This window comes from Streptomyces sp. NPDC030838, assembly GCF_055572035.1.
This window is the reverse complement of record NZ_JBVIED010000005.1, coordinates 234,321-251,381: the sequence shown is the minus strand read 5'-3', so window position 1 is coordinate 251,381 and position 17,061 is coordinate 234,321. Positions and strand designations below refer to the sequence as shown.

Annotated in this window: 16 protein-coding genes and 1 tRNA gene; 6 read left to right on the top strand and 11 right to left on the bottom strand. The window is 69.6% G+C overall.

The genetic code is table 11. The features are described from left to right. Positions 1 to 112 precede the first annotated feature (112 nt). From ACZ42A_RS16575 to ACZ42A_RS16565, 3 genes are read left to right on the top strand one after another with little or no spacing between them, the layout of a single operon-like run. Positions 113 to 778, top strand: coding sequence for a DUF4097 family beta strand repeat-containing protein (locus ACZ42A_RS16575; RefSeq protein WP_468527907.1), 666 nt, complete (start codon positions 113 to 115; stop codon positions 776 to 778). A gap of 29 nt (positions 779 to 807) precedes the next feature. Next, positions 808 to 1,773 carry an ATP-binding cassette domain-containing protein gene (locus ACZ42A_RS16570; protein ID WP_468527906.1) on the top strand — a complete coding sequence of 322 codons (966 nt, stop codon included), beginning with the start codon at positions 808 to 810 and terminating at the stop codon, positions 1,771 to 1,773. Further along, complete coding sequence (locus ACZ42A_RS16565; protein WP_468527905.1) at positions 1,770 to 2,555, top strand: ABC transporter permease; 786 nt, start codon at positions 1,770 to 1,772, stop codon at positions 2,553 to 2,555. The genes ACZ42A_RS16570 and ACZ42A_RS16565 overlap by 4 nt, the downstream gene beginning before the upstream one ends. A 65-nt stretch (positions 2,556 to 2,620) precedes the next feature. Here ACZ42A_RS16565 and ACZ42A_RS16560 read toward each other — a convergent pair. The 4 genes from ACZ42A_RS16560 to ACZ42A_RS16545 all read right to left on the bottom strand — a co-directional run bounded on the left by ACZ42A_RS16560 (position 2,621) and on the right by ACZ42A_RS16545 (position 5,510). Then, positions 2,621 to 2,693, bottom strand: a tRNA-His gene (locus ACZ42A_RS16560). 109 nt (positions 2,694 to 2,802) lie between these two features. Next, positions 2,803 to 3,411, bottom strand: coding sequence for an oligoribonuclease (gene orn, locus ACZ42A_RS16555; protein WP_468527904.1), 609 nt, complete (start codon positions 3,409 to 3,411; stop codon positions 2,803 to 2,805). A gap of 119 nt (positions 3,412 to 3,530) precedes the next feature. Continuing rightward, positions 3,531 to 4,805 (bottom strand): helix-turn-helix domain-containing protein, encoded by a 1,275-nt coding sequence (locus tag ACZ42A_RS16550; protein WP_468527903.1) that lies wholly within the window; start codon positions 4,803 to 4,805, stop codon positions 3,531 to 3,533. A 378-nt stretch (positions 4,806 to 5,183) separates the two neighbouring features. Continuing rightward, positions 5,184 to 5,510 carry a hypothetical protein gene (locus tag ACZ42A_RS16545; RefSeq protein ID WP_468527902.1) on the bottom strand — a complete coding sequence of 109 codons (327 nt, stop codon included), beginning with the start codon at positions 5,508 to 5,510 and terminating at the stop codon, positions 5,184 to 5,186. Between the two features lie 303 nt (positions 5,511 to 5,813). Between ACZ42A_RS16545 and ACZ42A_RS16540 the strand changes: the two genes are divergently transcribed. Then, on the top strand, positions 5,814 to 6,341 hold the full coding sequence (locus ACZ42A_RS16540; RefSeq protein WP_468527901.1) for a universal stress protein: 528 nt from the start codon (positions 5,814 to 5,816) through the stop codon (positions 6,339 to 6,341). A 150-nt stretch (positions 6,342 to 6,491) separates the two neighbouring features. Next, positions 6,492 to 7,049, top strand: coding sequence for a hypothetical protein (locus ACZ42A_RS16535; RefSeq protein WP_468527900.1), 558 nt, complete (start codon positions 6,492 to 6,494; stop codon positions 7,047 to 7,049). 107 nt (positions 7,050 to 7,156) lie between these two features. On the opposite strand, the gene glmS is transcribed toward ACZ42A_RS16535, so the two are convergent. From glmS to ACZ42A_RS16520, 3 genes are all read right to left on the bottom strand, one after another. Continuing rightward, a complete protein-coding gene (glmS, locus tag ACZ42A_RS16530) occupies positions 7,157 to 8,974 on the bottom strand; it encodes a glutamine--fructose-6-phosphate transaminase (isomerizing) (protein ID WP_468527899.1) in 1,818 nt (605 codons plus the stop codon). A 22-nt stretch (positions 8,975 to 8,996) separates the two neighbouring features. Next, a complete protein-coding gene (locus ACZ42A_RS16525; protein ID WP_468527898.1) occupies positions 8,997 to 9,254 on the bottom strand; it encodes a hypothetical protein in 258 nt (85 codons plus the stop codon). Between the two features lie 78 nt (positions 9,255 to 9,332). Continuing rightward, positions 9,333 to 10,205 (bottom strand): DUF4429 domain-containing protein, encoded by an 873-nt coding sequence (locus ACZ42A_RS16520; protein ID WP_468527897.1) that lies wholly within the window; start codon positions 10,203 to 10,205, stop codon positions 9,333 to 9,335. A gap of 91 nt (positions 10,206 to 10,296) precedes the next feature. Between ACZ42A_RS16520 and ACZ42A_RS16515 the strand changes: the two genes are divergently transcribed. Next, a complete protein-coding gene (locus tag ACZ42A_RS16515; RefSeq protein WP_468527896.1) occupies positions 10,297 to 11,880 on the top strand; it encodes a beta-N-acetylhexosaminidase in 1,584 nt (527 codons plus the stop codon). A gap of 58 nt (positions 11,881 to 11,938) precedes the next feature. Here the strand turns inward: ACZ42A_RS16515 and ACZ42A_RS16510 are convergent, their stop codons facing one another. The 4 genes from ACZ42A_RS16510 to desA are packed head-to-tail and all read right to left on the bottom strand — an operon-like array spanning position 11,939 to position 16,977. Then, on the bottom strand, positions 11,939 to 13,711 hold the full coding sequence (locus tag ACZ42A_RS16510) for an IucA/IucC family protein (protein WP_468527895.1): 1,773 nt from the start codon (positions 13,709 to 13,711) through the stop codon (positions 11,939 to 11,941). Beyond that, entirely contained in the window at positions 13,708 to 14,247 is a 540-nt protein-coding gene (locus ACZ42A_RS16505) for a GNAT family N-acetyltransferase (protein WP_468527894.1), read from the bottom strand. Before ACZ42A_RS16505 ends, ACZ42A_RS16510 begins: the two co-directional genes overlap by 4 nt. Beyond that, positions 14,244 to 15,527 (bottom strand): lysine N(6)-hydroxylase/L-ornithine N(5)-oxygenase family protein, encoded by a 1,284-nt coding sequence (locus tag ACZ42A_RS16500; RefSeq protein WP_468527893.1) that lies wholly within the window; start codon positions 15,525 to 15,527, stop codon positions 14,244 to 14,246. Before ACZ42A_RS16500 ends, ACZ42A_RS16505 begins: the two co-directional genes overlap by 4 nt. Further along, positions 15,511 to 16,977 (bottom strand): lysine decarboxylase DesA, encoded by a 1,467-nt coding sequence (desA, locus tag ACZ42A_RS16495; protein ID WP_468527892.1) that lies wholly within the window; start codon positions 16,975 to 16,977, stop codon positions 15,511 to 15,513. Before desA ends, ACZ42A_RS16500 begins: the two co-directional genes overlap by 17 nt. Positions 16,978 to 17,061: the final 84 nt, after the last annotated feature.

The window sequence follows — 17,061 nt, the reverse complement described above, 5'->3', positions numbered from 1 at the left end:
TCTGCTCTCACCTGTGCTTATGTTGGTTAAGCGCAACAAGCTTGTTGCCCGATCATTGAACGCAACGTAGCGTTTCCAATGTCAGAAACGACAGCGAGCACAGGAGAGCACGATGCGGAAGTTCGACACCCCGGCCCCGATCACCGCCGTCCTCGACATCCCCGCGGGGCGTGTCCAGTTCATCGCCGCCGACCGGACCGACACCACGGTCGAGGTCCGGCCCGCTAACGCCTCGAAGGGGCGCGACGTGAAGGCGGCCGAGCAGACCGAGGTCACCTACGCCGACGGCACCCTGCAGATCAAGGCCCCGGCGGCCAAGAACCAGATCCTCGGCCAGTCCGGGTCCGTCGAGGTCACCGTCCAGCTGCCCGCCGGCTCCCGTGTCGAGGCGAAGGCGGCCGCCGCCGAACTCCGCGGCGTCGGACGCCTGGGCGACGTCCTCTTCGAGGGTGCGATGGGGGTCAAGGTCGACGAGGCCGCGAGCATGCGCCTCACCGCCTTCGGCGACGTCTCGGTCGGCCGCCTGCGCGGCCCCGCACAGATCAGCACGCAGAAGGGCGACATCCGGATCGCCGAGGCGGTGCGCGGGGAGGTCGTGCTGACCACTCAGATGGGCAACGTGTCGGTCGACGCCGCCGCCGGAGTCTCCGCCTCCCTGGACGCCGGCACCGGCTACGGCCGGATCGACAACGCGCTCAGGAACACCGGCGGCGCGGACGCCGACCTGACCATCCGCGCGACCACCGCCCACGGCGACATCACCGCCCGCAGCCTCTAACCCGCGGCCCGTCCGAAGGAGCACCTCTCATGACCAGCTTGGCCATCACGGCGAACGGGCTGCGCAAGTCCTACGGCGACAAGACCGTCCTCGACGGCATCGACCTGGCCGTCCCGGAGGGAACGATCTTCTCCCTGCTCGGCCCGAACGGCGCCGGCAAGACCACCGCCGTGAAGATCCTCTCCACCCTGATCGGCGCCGACGACGGTGTCGTCCGGGTCGGCGGCCACGACCTCGCCGCCGACCCGCAGGGCGTGCGTGCCGCGATCGGGGTCACAGGGCAGTTCTCCGCGGTCGACGGGCTGATCACCGGCGAGGAGAACATGCTCCTCATGGCGGACCTGCACCACCTGTCCAAGCGCGAGGGGCGGCGGGTCAGCGCTGAGCTGCTGGAGCGGTTCGACCTCACCGAGGCCGCGAAGAAGCCCGCCTCCACCTACTCCGGCGGTATGAAGCGCCGCCTGGACATCGCCATGACGCTGGTCGGCAGCCCGCGGATCATCTTCCTCGACGAGCCGACCACCGGCCTCGACCCGCGCTCCCGCCACAACATGTGGCAGATCATCCGCGAGCTGGTCGCCGACGGCGTCACCGTCTTCCTCACCACCCAGTACCTGGAAGAGGCCGACCAGCTCGCCGACCGCATCGCTGTGCTCAACGACGGAAAGATCGCCGCCCAGGGCACCGCCCAGGAGCTGAAGCGGCTCATCCCCGGCGGACACGTCCGCCTCCGCTTCACCGACCCGGCCGCCTACCAGTCCGCCGCCTCCGCGCTGCGCGAGGCCACGCGCGACGACGAGGCGCTGGCCCTGCAACTCCCCAGCGACGGCAGCCAGCGCGAACTGCGCTCGATTCTCGACTGGCTGGACTCGGCCGGCGTCGAAGCGGACGAGCTGACCGTGCACACCCCCGACCTCGACGACGTCTTCTTCGCCCTGACCGGCGGCGCGAAGGTCCCCACCCAGCCGAACCAGTCCAAGGAGACCGCCCGATGAGCACCCTCTCCCTCGCCGTACGCGACTCGACGACGATGCTGCGCCGCAACCTCCTGCACGCCCGGCGCTACCCGTCCCTCACCCTGAACCTGCTGCTCACGCCGATCATGCTGTTGCTGCTCTTCGTCTACATCTTCGGCGACACCATGAGCGCGGGCATCGGCGGCGGGGACCGCTCCGACTACATCGCGTACATCGTCCCGGGCCTGCTGCTGATGACCATCGGCAGCACCACGATCGGCACCGCGGTCTCCGTCTCCAACGACATGACCGAGGGCATCATCGCCCGCTTCCGCACGATGGCGATCCACCGCGGTTCCGTGATCATCGGACACGTCATCGGCAGCGTGCTGCAGTCGATCGTCAGCGTGGTCCTGGTCGGCGCGGTCGGTGTGGCCATCGGCTTCCGCTCCACCGATGCCACCGTCCTGGAGTGGCTGGCGGCCTTCGGACTGCTCGCCCTCTTCGCCCTGGCGCTCACCTGGATCGCCGTCGGCATGGGCCTGGTCAGCCCGAACGCCGAGGCCGCCAGCAACAACGCCATTCCCCTGATCCTGCTGCCGCTCCTCTCCAGCGCCTTCGTCCCCGTCGACGCGATGCCGGGCTGGTTCCAGCCGGTCGCCGAGTACCAGCCGTTCACCCCGGCCATCGAGACCCTGCGCGGACTTCTCCTCGGCACCGAGATCGGCCACAACGGATGGCTCGCCGCCGTCTGGTGCCTGGGCCTCACGGTGCTCGGCTACTTCTGGTCGACCGCGAAGTTCAACCAGGACCCGAAGTAACCGCCATGAACGGGAACGCAATCAGCCGGTGACCTTCTTCCGAAGGTCACCGGCTGATCATTCAGGGTGAGTGACGGGACTCGAACCCGCGGCATCCTGGACCACAACCAGGTGCTCTACCAGCTGAGCTACACCCACCATGACCGGCGGTTGACGTTGTCGTTTCCCCGACCGGCCGAGAAAAAGTGTACAGGGTCCGAAGGGGTGCTCGCGCACGGATTTGGCGGCGCCCCTCCCACGGGCCTCGTCAGCCCTGCTGAGCAGGGAGAACGTGCTTGGCGGCGATCGCCTTGGCGGTGTCCGAGTCGGGACCGGGCTGCGGAACGAAGATCGCCTCGCGGTAGTAGCGCAGCTCGGCGATGGACTCTCGGATGTCGGCGAGGGCCCGGTGGTTGCCGTTCTTCTCCGGGCTGTTGAAGTAGGCCCTCGGGTACCAGCGGCGGGCCAGCTCCTTGATCGACGAGACGTCGACGATCCGGTAGTGGAGGTAGTCCTCCAGGGTCGGCATGTCCCGGAGGAGGAAGCCGCGGTCCGTGCCGACCGAGTTGCCGCACAGCGGGGCCTTGCCCGGTTCCTTGATGTGCTCGCGTACGTACGCCAGGACCTGCTCCTCGGCGTCCGCCAGCGTCGTACCGTTCGGGAGCTCCGCGAGCAGTCCGGACGCGGTGTGCATCTGACGCACCACCTCCGGCATCGTCTCCAGCGCCTGGTCCGGCGGCCGGATGACGATGTCCACACCCTCGCCGAGCACGTTCAGCTCCGAGTCGGTGACGAGGGCGGCCACCTCGATGAGCGCGTCGTCGGACAGCGAGAGGCCGGTCATCTCGCAGTCGATCCACACCATGCGATCGTTCATGCGTCCACATTACGGCCGACGGCTGGGGACGGATCCCCCGCGTGCCGCCCCGGCGGCTCCCGGAAACGCCGCGGGGCCACGAGGTCGGTTCCTCGTGGCCCCGCGGGGTGGTCACGCGCTCACGTTCCGCTGCGCTGGCCCGGGAGGCTGGCCCGCGACGGGACGTAGGCGTCCCGGTGGTCCAGGGATCCCGAGGCGCCGACCGCGCTCGCGGCCGCCGTGCGGCGGGCCTGGAGCGGGACCGGGTGGTCCTGGTGGTGCGCGGCGGCGTGCCCCGGCTGGCCCGCACCGGCCGGACCCGGCTGGCCCGGGCCCGCGCCCAGTGCCGCCGGGCTCGGCGTCGGGGTCGCCTCGGCGTCGACCGGCTTGTCACCCTGCGGCCGGCGCGCCCGGTACGCGGCACGGTACGCCGCCGGGGACGAGCCCAGCTGACGGCGGAAGTGGCCGCGCAGCGCGACGGGGGAGCGGAAGCCGCAGCGGCCCGCCACCTCGTCCACCGAGTAGTCCGACGTCTCCAGGAGGCGCTGCGCCTGGAGCACCCGCTGGGTGATCAGCCACTGGAGAGGGGCCGACCCCGTCAGCGAGCGGAAGCGGCGGTCGAAGGTGCGCCGGCTCATGTACGCCCTCGCGGCCAGCGTCTCCACGTCGAACTGCTCGTGGAGGTGCTCCAGCGCCCAGGCGACGACCTCGGCGAGCGGGTCGGCGCCGATCTCCTCTGGTAAAGAGCGGTCCAGGTAGCGTTCCTGGCCTCCGCTCCGGCGCGGCGGGACCACCAGGCGGCGGGCCAGGGCCCCGGCCGCCTCGTTGCCGTGGTCCGTCCGCACGATGTGGAGACAGAGATCGATTCCGGCCGCGGTGCCCGCCGATGTCAGTACGTCTCCGTCGTCGACGAAGAGTTCGCGCGGATCCACGTGCACCGACGGATAGCGCTTGGCCAGCGTCGGCGCGTACATCCAGTGTGTCGTCGCGGGACGGCCGTCCAGCAGGCCCGCCGCCGCGAGGACGAAGGCGCCGGTGCACAGCCCGACGATGCGGGCGCCTTCCTCGTGCGCCCGGCGCAGTGCGTCGAGCGCTTCCTCGGGTGGTGGCGAGGTGATCGAGCGCCAGGCCGGTACGACGACCGTGCCCGCCCGCGAGATCGCCTCCAGGCCATGTGGTGCCGTGAGTTCCAGGCCCCCTGTGGTCCGCAGCGGGCCCTCCTCGCCGGCGCACACCAGCAGTCGGTAGCGCGGCACCCCGGCGTCCTGGCGGTCGATCCCGAACACCGACAGCGGTATGGAACTCTCGAAGATGGGGCCGCCGCTGAACAGCAGCACCGCGACGATCTCCTTGCGGCGTCGCCCGGAGAGCTTCCGGGCCGCGGCATCCGGCGCGGCAGTGGAGTCGTGGCTCATACTGCTAAGCCCCCCTCGGTGGTCGCGGCTCCTCGGTTGTGTCGCTCCTGCACGTTTCCCCTCGGTCCTGCACGAGTCCCCCGCCGTAAGACAGTCAAGATCGAATCTACTGCGTCACGCCGTGCCGGGGTGGCCAGTTCGGCACCCGGCACATTGTCGACTTGGCAACTTGGCGTAAAGCATTCGATCACGAAGCGTTGCACTCGCGGGCCGTGCAGGGAAGTGCGCCTCGTCGCAGTGGCCAAACCACGTAGGGTGCGCGCGCCGCTGGAGACCCTTTCCTTGCAGGTCAAACGGGGGGTGGAGGGTGTTCCGGACGGGCGATGCGCGACATTCAGAAGTTGGCTGAAAAGATACGGGCGCGTGCGCGGAAACCGGTCAGCCGACCGGTGTATTTCCCCGCCCGCCGGGCCTCCCGCCGCGATGTGCCCCGGTGCCCGTCCGGTGGTGCCGGCCGCGGTGCGGAGGGCGCTCCTCCGCGAGCAGCCGGGCCGCGCCGCGCTCCGACTGGCGCAGCAGCAGCCGGCAGACCGCGGTGACGGCCGCGAGACCGAGCGCGGTGCCGGCCGCGCCGGCGAGGGACGTGCCGTACCAGAGGAGCACCACCGGGACGAGGACGCAGCTGAACGCCGCCCAGCGGACGACGTCGCCCGAGCTGTCCGACCCGGACTGTCTCGAGCTGTCCGGCCCGGACTGTGAGGACATGTGATCGTGCTCCCTGTGGCGCTCCCTGGGGGTGGTTCAGGGGGTTCAACGGCCCGTCGGCCGGTCGGTCACCTGGCCGTGGCCTGAATGCTGCGCAAACCGCCTGTACGGGGCAGCAACCATTGCGTTACGGGCGCACCCTCGTGCATGCTCCGGTGAACCGCCACGGACGGTGCGCGGGATCTGGGCTAAGGAGGCGTGCCGCCGTACCCTTGGGGGTATGGGGTTGGGAAGATGATTCCCGGACACAGCTCCGCCGCACAGTGTCGTCCCCCCAATAAGGATCACAACGCCGAGACAGCCATGGCCGGTCACGAATTCTTCGAACCCGCGGACCGCAAGCGGCCCGTCGCCGACCCCACGGCGGCCGAGCCCCTGGCGGCGGAAGAGCCACGCCACTCGTGCGACCCCGCCTTCAAGCACGGCGTGGTCGTCGGCTTCGACGGCTCCACCTCCAGTGAGCGCGCCCTCGCGTACGCCATCGGCATGGCCCAGCGGTCCCGTTCGGGCCTGATCATCGTCCATGTGGCCAACCGGCTGCCGACCACCGTCTGGGCGGGCTGCGAGCCGCCGGTCTTCGTCGACGTGCCGGACCACCGCACCGAGGTGCTGGGCCTGGAGCTGGCCTGTGCGGACTATCTCGCCGAGGTGCCGTGGATCCTGGTCGAGCGCGGCGGTGACATCTGTCACGAACTCGAAGAGGTCGGGCGGGAGTACGAGGCGGACGCCATCGTGGTCGGCTCCACGCACGGCATCGTCGGCCGGATCTTCGGCTCGGTCGCCGGGCGGCTCGCCAAGCGGGCGAAGCGGCCTGTCGTTGTCATTCCGTAACTCGCCCTTGTCTCAGGTGACATGGGATCCGGGTACGGCCAACTCCCTTTGTGCGCTGGATAAATCTACTCACGCGTAGATGTGTTTGTGCTCTTGTGAAGGGCATATACCGGTCACCGCACAACTGCACATGCATGAAGGGAGCCCGCCGTGGACAACGACGTCTCTGCGGGAAGCACCACCACGATCGTCGGCCGACTCGCGCTCGGGATCACCCTCCTCGCGGTCGGCCTCGGCTACACCGGTGTGATCGACGGTGTGACGGCGGCGGACGCCGGGTCCGTAGCCCAGTACGTAGGCGGAATCGCCCTCTTCCTCGCCGGTCTGCTGGCCTTCCGCGACCATGACGCGGGGACCGGCACGGCCTTCTCCGCGCTCGGCGCGCTCTGGTTCACCTGGGCCGTGTCGGGTGACGTCTCCGCCAACGCGGCGGGGCTGTTCCTCTTGTTGTTCGCCCTCGTGGTGCTGTCGCTCGCCCTCGCGGGCGGGGGTCAGCTGGCGCAGGCGTCGTACGGGCTGTTCTTCGTGGCCCTGCTGCTGTGGGCTGTCGCCGCCTTCGCCGAGAGCGGCGGGCTGGCCAAGGTGGGCGGCTGGGTCGGCGTCGTCGCCGGGGCGCTCTTCTGGTACGCGGCGACCGCTGCGCTGGCTCACTGGCCGACGGTTCTTCCTCGGCGTGCTGCCGGCCGGGGTGTGACGGCTACCGGCTAGCTGCGCAGGCCGGGGTGTCGGGCAGCCCCGGCGCACATGAAACGGACCCCCCGTGTCTGGGGCGACACGTGGGGGTCCGTTCTCGTGACTACTCGACCGTTACCGAACTACTCGACCGTTACCGACTTCGCGAGGTTCCTCGGCTTGTCGATGTCGCGGCCCAGGGTCAATGCCGTGTGGTACGCGAGGAGTTGGAGCGGGATGCCCATCAGGATCGGGTCCAGTTCGTCCTCGTTCTTCGGGACGACGATGGTCTGGTCGGCCTTCTCCTGCTCCTGGTGGGCGACCGCGAGGATCTTGCCGCTGCGGGCCTTGATCTCCTCCATCGCGGCGCGGTTCTTCTCCAGCAGGTCGTCGTCGGGGACGATCGCGACCGTGGGGAGGGCGGGCTCGATGAGGGCCAGCGGGCCGTGCTTCAGCTCGGAGGCGGGGTAGGCCTCGGCGTGGATGTAGGAGACCTCCTTGAGCTTCAGGGAGGCCTCGCGGGCGACCGGGTAGCCCCGGACGCGGCCGATGAAGAGCATCGAGCGGGCGTCGGCGTAGGCCTTGGCCAGCTTCTCGATCTCCGCCTCCTGCTCCATGATCTCGGCGATCTGCCCGGGGAGCTTGCGCAGACCCTCGATGATCCGCTTGCCGTCGCGGACCGAGAGGTCGCGGGTGCGGCCGAGGTGCAGGGCGAGCAGGGCGAAGGCGACGGTGGTGTTCGTGAAGCACTTGGTCGACACCACGCAGACCTCGGGGCCGGCGTGCACGTAGATGCCGCCGTCGGCCTCGCGGGCGATCGCCGAGCCGACCACGTTCACGATGCCCAGCACCCGGGCGCCCTTGCGCTTCAGCTCCTGGACGGCGGCCAGCACGTCGTACGTCTCGCCGGACTGGGAGACCGCGATGTACAGGGTGTCGGGGTCGACGACCGCGTTGCGGTAGCGGAACTCGGAGGCCGGCTCGGCGTCCGCGGGGATGCGGGCCAGCTCCTCGATCATCTGGGCGCCGATCATGCCGGCGTGGTAGGAGGTGCCGCAGCCGAGGATCTTCACCCGGCGGATGCGGCGGGCCTCGCGGGCGTCCAGGTTGAGGCCGCCGAGGTGCACGGTGGAGAACCGGTCGTCGATCCGGCCGCGCAGCACGCGGTCCACGGCCTCGGCCTGCTCGTGGATCTCCTTGTGCATGTAGGTGTCGTGGCCGCCCATGTCGTAGGAGGCGGCCTCCCACTCGACGGTGGTCGGCTCGGCCGTCGTCCGGGTGCCCTCCGTGGTGTACGTACGGAAGTCGTCGGCCTTCAGCGTCGCCATCTCGCCGTCGTCCAGCGTGACTATCTGGCGGGTGTGGGTGACCAGCGCGGCGATGTCCGATGCGACGAACATCTCCTTCTCGCCGATGCCGAGCACGACCGGGGAGCCGTTGCGGGCGACGACGATCCGGTCCGGGAAGTCGGCGTGCAGGACGGCGATGCCGTACGTGCCCTCGATGAGGCGCAGGGTCTCGCGGACCTTGTCCTCCAGCTTCTCGGCCTGCGAGCGGGCGATCAGGTGGACGAGGACCTCGGTGTCGGTCTCGGAGAGGAACTCGACGCCGTCCGCCACCAGCTTGCGGCGCAGGTCGGAGGCGTTGTCGATGATGCCGTTGTGGACGACGGCGACCTTGCCCTCGGCGTCCAGGTGCGGGTGGGCGTTCACGTCGGAGGGGGCGCCGTGGGTGGCCCAGCGGGTGTGGGCGATGCCGGTGGTGCCCTTGAAGCGGGCCGGGACCTTGGCCTCCAGGTCGCGGACCCGGCCCTTGGCCTTGACCGTCTTCAGGCCGGAGGCCTTGGGGGAGGTCACGACGATGCCGGCCGAGTCATAGCCGCGGTACTCCAGGCGCTGGAGGCCTTCGAGGAGCAGCGGCGCGACGTCCCGCTTGCCGATGTATCCGACGATTCCGCACATATATGGGTATTCCTAGCTGTCTTTAGCCGTAGACGATCCGCCGCAGCTGCCGGAGCGACAGCTCCGGCGGGGCCACCGCGCGGTACTTCAGGTCCGCCTCGATCCGCTCGAAGATCGTCGCGTTGACCAGGCCCTGGGCCTGGAGCTCGCGGTGGCGGCGACGGACGTATTCCTCGGTCGTCTCGTCGAAGAAGGCGAGCACGTCCTGGACCACGCGCAGCGCCTCGCCCCGGCTGAGGGGCGTGGACCGCGTCAGATGATCAAGAAGTTCGTCGTGCACCCGGTAGATCCTGGAGTAAGGGGCAGGGTTTTGCAAGAATCCTGCCCGATTCCGGGCAGCGCATGGGCAGGGCCCCTCTTACATGCGCTTCAGCACCGCCTGCTTGGCCATCGTGAACTCCTCGTCCGTGAGGACCCCGGAGCGATGCAGCTCGCCGAGTTCGCGCAGCCGGCGCAGCAGGGCGTCGTGGTCGTCCTCGGCGGCGGCGGGCTCCGGGCGGGGGAGCCGCGGTGCGTCGGCGGGGGCGGGCGCCGACGGGTGCGGCAGGCGCGCCTGGACGGCCGCCGCGACCAGGGCCATCAACGGGTCCTTCTTGAAGCCCCACAGCTCGACCGCGTTCGGGTCGTACTTGGGCGGCTGCTTGGTCGGGGCGTTCCTCACGGTGAAGCGGAGGTAGCCGTTCTCCAGGCCGGCCGCCGGCTGCCACTCCACGGCCAGGATGTCCTCGACCGCCAGCGTGCGGGTGCCGGCGGCGGCCTTGGCGTCCTCCGTCTTCCAGTTCCACTCCAGCCGGACGTGGTCGCCGTCGAAGCTCGCCGTGGCGTCACCGGCGGCGGCCGTCAGCGGGACGGCGGGGCCCGGCAGCAGATACTCGGTGACCGGGTCGGCGGACACCTGGTCCAGCAGCAGGGCGTTGCGCACTTCCTCCACGAAGTACTCGGCGACGCCGTACCGGTCCGACTCCACGACGAGCTGGTAGGGGTCGTGCGATTCGGTCAGCCGTCCGCCCGTGGCCTGGATCAGCGGGTCGGCGCCGTCGCGCAGCCGGAGTCGCAGCCGTCCGGACTTCTTGCCCTGCTCGAACGAGATGCCCGCCAAGGCCCCGAGGGGGACGACCAGTTCGCCCAGCGTCCGGCGCAGCAGGCCGACGCCCTTGTCCCGTCCGGGAGTCAGCCGCAGGGCATCGCCGTCGAAGGTCCAAGTGCCGTCCTTTTGAAGGATTTCCGCCATGAGGGGATTGTTTCACTGGTTCTGCCGGAGACGGATCTGCGGGAGAGTGGTCTGCGGAAAGTGGTCTATACCCCTTCCGAAGGGAGCACGTGTGAGACGGCACAGACTGCACCTTCTCGGCTCGCTGCTGCTGGTCGCGGCGGCCGGTGTCCTCGCCTCCGGCGCGGCGCCGGCGCCTCCGCCCGCCCAGCCCCGGCCCCTTGGCCAGGTGGTCCCGGCCCCCGCCTCGGTCGCCCCGGCCGGATCCCCGTACCGCATCACCGACGGCACCCGCATCCGCGTCGACGACTCGCGGGAGGCCCGCGGAGTGGGCGAGTACCTCGCGGACGTGCTGCGGCCCGCCACCGGCTACCGGCTGCCCGTCACCGAGCAGGGCACGGGCGGCATCCGGCTCCGCCTCGCCCCGGGGCCCTACGGCGCCGAGGGCTACCGCCTCGACAGCGGCCGCACCGGCGTCACCATCACCGCCGCCCGGCCCGCCGGGCTCTTCCACGGCGTGCAGACCCTGCGCCAGCTGCTGCCCGCCGCCGTCGAGAAGGACACCGTCCAGCCCGGCCCCTGGCTGGTCGCGGGCGGCACCGTCCGGGACACCCCGCGCTACGACTGGCGCGGCGCCATGCTCGATGTCTCCCGGCACTTCCTCACCGTCGACGAAGTCAAGCGCTACATCGACCAGATGGCCCTGTACAAGTTCAACAAGCTGCACCTGCACCTGAGCGACGACCAGGGCTGGCGCATCGCCGTCGACTCCTGGCCCCGCCTCGCCACCTACGGCGGCTCGACGGAGGTCGGCGGCGGCCCCGGCGGTTACTACACCAAGGACCAGTACAAGGAGATCGTCCGCTACGCCGCCTCCCGCCACCTGGAGGTCGTGCCGGAGATCGACATGCCCGGGCACACCAACGCGGCGCTCGCGTCGTACGCCGAACTCAACTGCGACGGCGTGGCACCCCCGCTCTACACCGGCACCGACGTCGGCTTCAGCTCGCTGTGCGTGCCCAAGGAGGTCACGTACGACTTCGTCGAGGACGTCGTCCGCGAACTGGCGGCCCTCACCCCCGGCCGCTACCTCCACATCGGCGGTGACGAGGCGCACTCCACGAGCCACGCCGACTATGTGAAGTTCATGGACCGGGTGCAGCCGATCGTCGCGAAGTACGGCAAGACCGTCATCGGCTGGCACCAGCTGACCGGCGCGACGCCGGCCAAGGGCGCGCTCGCCCAGTACTGGGGCCTGGACCGCACCAGCCCCGAGGAGAAGGCGCAGGTGGCGAAGGCGGCACAGAGCGGGACGGGGATCGTGCTCTCGCCCGCCGACCGGATCTACCTCGACATGAAGTACGACCGGAACACCCCGCTCGGGCTGTCCTGGGCGGGGTACGTGGAGGTGAAGCGGTCGTACGACTGGGACCCGGGGGCCTATCTGCCGGGCGCGCCCGCTTCGGCCATCCGGGGTGTCGAGGCGCCGCTGTGGACGGAGACGATCGAGAACTCCGCACACATCGACTACATGGCCTTCCCCAGGCTGCCGGGCGTCGCCGAGCTGGGCTGGTCGCCGGCCGCCACGCACGACTGGGAGGCCTACCGGACGCGGCTCGCGGCGCAGGGGCCGCGGTGGGACGCGCTGGGCATCGGCTACTACCGGTCGCCGCAGGTCCCGTGGCCTGCTGAGTGAACGCCGACGGGCGCCCCGGAGGACCGTACTCCGGGGCGCCCGTCCGTTCTCGGGGTTGTCAGAACCCGGCGATCGGGTTCTCCAGCGTGCCGACGAGCTGGAGCGCGCCGGACGGGTCCGCGAGGTCGACCATCTGCTTGTTGTTGCGCAGCTGGAGCCGGTTCAGGCAGGACAGCGCGAACTCGGGGGCGAACATGTCGTACTGCGTGAACTTGTCGGCGAGTTCGGGCGTCGCCTCCTGGTACTCGCGGGTGACCTCGGCGACCGTGCGCCAGAAGTCGTCCTCCTCCAGGATCCCCTCGGTGGCGAGGTTCGCGGCGAGGAAGCGGAAGAAGCAGTCGAAGACGTCCGTGAAGATGGACAGCAGCTTCTTGTCCTCGGGGACCTCGGCGCGGATCCGCTGGACCTCGGGCGGCAGCACCGCGTCCGGGTCCATGACGCAGATCTCCTCGGCGATGTCCTTGTAGATCGCGCGCTCGACCACGCCGTCCTTCAGGACCAGGATCACGTTCTCGCCGTGCGGCATGAAGACCAGGTCGTAGGCGTAGAAGCTGTGCAGCAGCGGGGTGTAGTACGCCCGCAGGTAGCGGCGCAGCCACTCCGTCGGGGTCAGGCCCGAGCGGGCGATCAGCGCGCCCGCGAAGGAGGCGCCCGCGTGGTCGACGTGCAGCAGGGAGGCCATGGTCGCCAGGGACTCGCCGTCCTGGAGGGACGGCACCGGGCTCTCCCGCCACAGCGCGGCGAGCATCTTGCGGTACGGCGAGTAGCGGTCGGTGGCCTTCTCGTACTCCAGGTGCCGGTAGCCGACGGCCGCCCGCTCGCGGATGATCGTGAGGCCCGTCGACTTCAGCACCGGGTCGCCCTCGATCAGCTGGGCGAGCCAGTCGTTGATCGCGGGGGTGGCCTCCATGTAGGCGGCGGACAGTCCGCGCATGAAGCCCATGTTGATGACGGACAGGGCCGTCTTCACGTAGTGCTTCTCGGGGCTGCTGGTGTTGAAGAAGGTGCGGATGGACTGCTGGGCCAGGTACTCGTCGTCGCCCTCGCCCAGACAGACCAGGTGCCGGCGCGCCACCTCGGCGGCGAAGGTGACGGTGAGCTTGTTCCACCACTGCCACGGGTGGACGGGGATGAGGAGGTAGTCGGCCGGGTCGAGGCCCTGGTCGCGCAGGACGCCGTGGAAGCGGTCGACGGTCTCCTCGCCCAGCTCCTGCCGGAAGAAGGCCTCGTAGTCGATGCCGACCCCGGCCGTGAAGGCGGCGCGGGAGCGGTGCGCGGCCAGCCACACCAGGCGGACCGGGCTCGCCGTCTCCGGGGCGTACGACAGGTACTCGTGGATGCCGAAGCCGAGCCGGCCGTTGTTGGCGACGAAGCAGGGGTGGCCCTCGGTCATCCCCGTCTCGATGGCCTGGAAGCCGCTGGAGACGAGTTCGGCGGAGGGAGTCTGCGGCTTGGTGAGCTTGTAGCAGGTGCCGGAGAGGGTGGAGGAGATCTCCTCCAGGTAGACCGGCAGGATCTCGTCGCTCAGGCCGAGGGCGTCCTTCAGCTCGACGAAGAAGTCCAGCGCGGCGAGCGGCAGTTCGGACCCGTCGCGGTGCCGGGTGATGGAGTCGGCGTCGACCTGCCAGTGGTCGAGGGCGCGGCGGACGGCGGTGAAGCGGTAGCGGGTGAGGCCGTCGTCGCTGCGGACGACGTACTGGTCGCCGTCGAGGGACTCCGGGGTGATCAGCCGCTCGTGCGCGAACTCGGCGAGGGCCTTGCGGATCAGCAGGCGGTTGGCCTTCTCCCAGCGCTCGGGGGAGAGGTGCGCTACGGCGTCGGCGAGGCTCATGCGGACACCCCCGTGGCGGCCAGGAACTGCTCACGCGTGCAGAAGCTCAGCAGCGCCTTCTTCTCCGGCTTCTGGATCTCGCGCTCCGGGACGAAGCCGACGGCCTCGTTCAGGGCGTGCACGGCCTTGTTGCGGACGTCCGGCTCGACGACGACCCGCCGGGTCGCCGGGTCCTCGAAGAGGTGGGCCATGACGGCGGTGATGACGGACTTGGTGAAGCCGTGCACCGGCCTGTCCGTGGCCGGGGTGAGGAAGTGCATGCCGACATCCCCGGGCTGGGGCTCGTACAGCCCGACCAGCTCGCGGTGGGCGGGGTCGTACTTCTCCATCAGGAAGGCGGGCTCGCCGTCCTGGAGGCCCAGCAGCGCGTGGTGGTGCTCGTCGGCGGCTATCTCCATGTAGGCGCGCTCGACGTCCTCCAGCTTCGCGTCCTGCATCATCCAGAACGCGGCCTTGGGGTGGGTGACCCAGGCGTGCAGGAGCTCGGCGTCCTTCAGCGGGTCGAGGGGGCGGAACGTGAAGGTCGTACGGCTCATACGGCGAACTCCTGGAACGCGATCGTCTTCTCCACCGGGTAGTAGTCGCTGCCGAGCAGCTCCCGGATGATGTAGCTGTTGCGGTAGGCGCCCATGCCCAGATCGGGGCTGGTGATGCTGTGGGTGTGGACGCCGGCGTTCTGCAGGAAGACGCCTCTGCCGGTGACGTCGATGGCGTAGTTGCGGCCGACGTCGAAGCTGCCCCGGGAGTCGTAGACCAGGCGGTCGCGGATCGGCTTCAGGAACTCCGGCTCGGCGTACCTGTAGCCGGTGGCCAGGATCAGGCCCTCGGAGTTCAGCTCGAAGTCCTTCTCCTGCTCCTCCTGGCGGAAGCCCAGGGTGTACGTGCCGTTCTCGTACGACGCGCTGGTCAGCGCCGAGTTGGTGAGCAGGCGGGTGGGGACCGGGCCGCCGAGGTTCTTCTGGTAGAGCAGGTCGAAGATCTCGTTGATCAGATCGCCGTCGATGCCCTTGAACAGGCCCTTCTGCTGCGCGGTGAGGCGGTAGCGGGTCTGCTCGGGCAGGGCGCGGAAGTAGTCGATGTACTCCGGGGAGGTCATCTCCAGCGTGAGCTTGGTGTACTCCAGCGGGAAGAACCGCGGGGAGCGGGTGACCCAGTTCAGCCGGTAGCCGTGGACGTCGATCTCGCTGAGCAGGTCGTAGTAGATCTCGGCGGCGGACTGGCCGCTGCCGACCAGCGTGATCGACTCCTTCTTCACCAGCTCGGCCCGGTTCTGCACATAGCGCGAGTTGTGGATGAAGTCGCCGCCCAGGCCCTGGCAGGACTCGGGGATGTACGGCGGGGTGCCGGTGCCGAGGACGAGGTGCCGGGCGCGGTACGTCTCACCGGCGGCGGTCGTCACGACGTACAGCTCGTCCGTCTCGTCGTACGTCACCTCGGTGACCGTCGTGTTGAAGCGGACGCTGCTCAGCTTGTTCGCGGCCCAGCGGCAGTAGTCGTCGTACTCGACGCGCAGCGGGTAGAAGTTCTCGCGGATGTAGAACGAGTACAGCCGGCCCTTCTCCTTCAGGTAGTTCAGGAAGGAGTACGGCGAGGTCGGGTCGGCCAGGGTGACCAGGTCCGACATGAACGGCGTCTGGAGGTGGGCGCCGTCGAGGAACATGCCGGCGTGCCACTCGAAGTCCGGCTTGGACTCCAGGAAGACGCCGTCGAGCGCGTCGATCGGCTCGGTGAGGCAGGCGAGGCCGAGGTTGAAGGGCCCGAGTCCGATCCCCACGAAGTCGTAGGTCTTGGTGGTGGATTCAGGAAGCGCGGTCAAGGGAGTCTCCCAGGTACTGCTCGGCGTGGCCGGCGATCAGATCGAGGACGGCGGCGATGTCGGACGCCTTCGTCTCAGGGTTGAGCAGGGTGAACTTCAGGTAGTGGCGGCCGTTCACCTTGGTGCCCGCGACGATGGCCTCGCCGGAGGCGAAGAGGGCCTTGCGGGCGTAGAGGTTGGCCCGGTCGATCTCGGCGGGGTCGGTGACGGTGGCCGGGATGTAGCGGAAGACCAGGGTGGACAGGCTGGGCTCGACGACGACGTCGTAACGCGGGTCGGCGGCCAGCAGCCGCCAGCCCTCCTCCGCCAGGTCGCAGACCTCGTCGAAGAGCTGCCCGATGCCGTCGGCGCCCATCACCCGGAGGGTGACCCACAGCTTGAGGGCGTCGAAGCGGCGGGTGGTCTGGAGGGACTTGTCCACCTGGTTGGGGATACGTTCCTGCACCATCCGGCGCGGGTTCAGGTACTCCGCGTGATAGGTGGCGTGCCGCAGCGTGGCGGCGTCCCGTACCAGCACGGCGGAGGAACTCACCGGCTGGAAGAAGGACTTGTGGTAGTCGACGGTGACCGAGTCCGCCCGCTCGATCCCGTCCAGCAGGGCGCGGCGCTTGAGCGAGGTGAGCAGGCCACAGCCGTAGGCGGCGTCGACGTGCATCCAGGTGCCGTACTGCCCGCACAGCTCGGCGATCTCGGGGAGCGGGTCGATCGAGCCGAAGTCGGTGGTGCCGGCGGTGGCGACGACGGCCATGGGGACGAGGCCGTCCTTCGCACAGCGCTCCAGCTCGTGGGCGAGCGCGACGGTCTGCATCCGCTTCTCGTGGTCGACGGGGATCGTCACGACGGCGTCCTGGCCGAGGCCGAGCAGTTTCGCCGACTTCTTCACGCTGAAGTGGCTGACCTCGGAGGCGAAGATACGCAGCTTCCCCAGGTCGGCGCCTCCTTCCCACCCTGCCCGCCCTGGCTTGGCCTCCTCGCGGGCCAGCAGCAGCGCCTGGAGGTTGGACTGGCTGCCCCCGGAGGTGAACACGCCGTCGGCGTTCTCGCCGAGGCCGATGCGCTGGGCCGTCCAGTCGATGAGCCTGCGCTCGATGAGGGTGCCGCCGGCCGACTGGTCCCAGGTGTCCAGGGAGGAGTTGACGGCGGAGAGGATGGCCTCGCCGAGCACCGCCGGGATGACCACCGGGCAGTTGAGGTGGGCGAGGTAGCGGGGGTGGTGGAAGTAGATCGCGTCCCGGAGGTAGACGTCCTCCAGCTCGTCGAGAACCGCGGTCGTGTCGTGCAGCGGCTGGTCGAGGTCGATCCGCTCGATGGCGGGGGCCAGGGCGTCGACCGTGACGCCGGTGAACGGACGCTGGGTGGTGGCGAGTTTGGCGGCCACCCGCTCGACTCCTTCGGTCACGGAGCGGCGGTACTGCTCCGCGGTCGTGTCATTGAGCAGGTGCGAGCGCATGGTTGGGGTCCTCCGGTGGGGACGGTCCGTGGGGAGTGGGGTTCGGCGTGACTTAGGTTAGCCTAACCTAAGTCACACTGGACG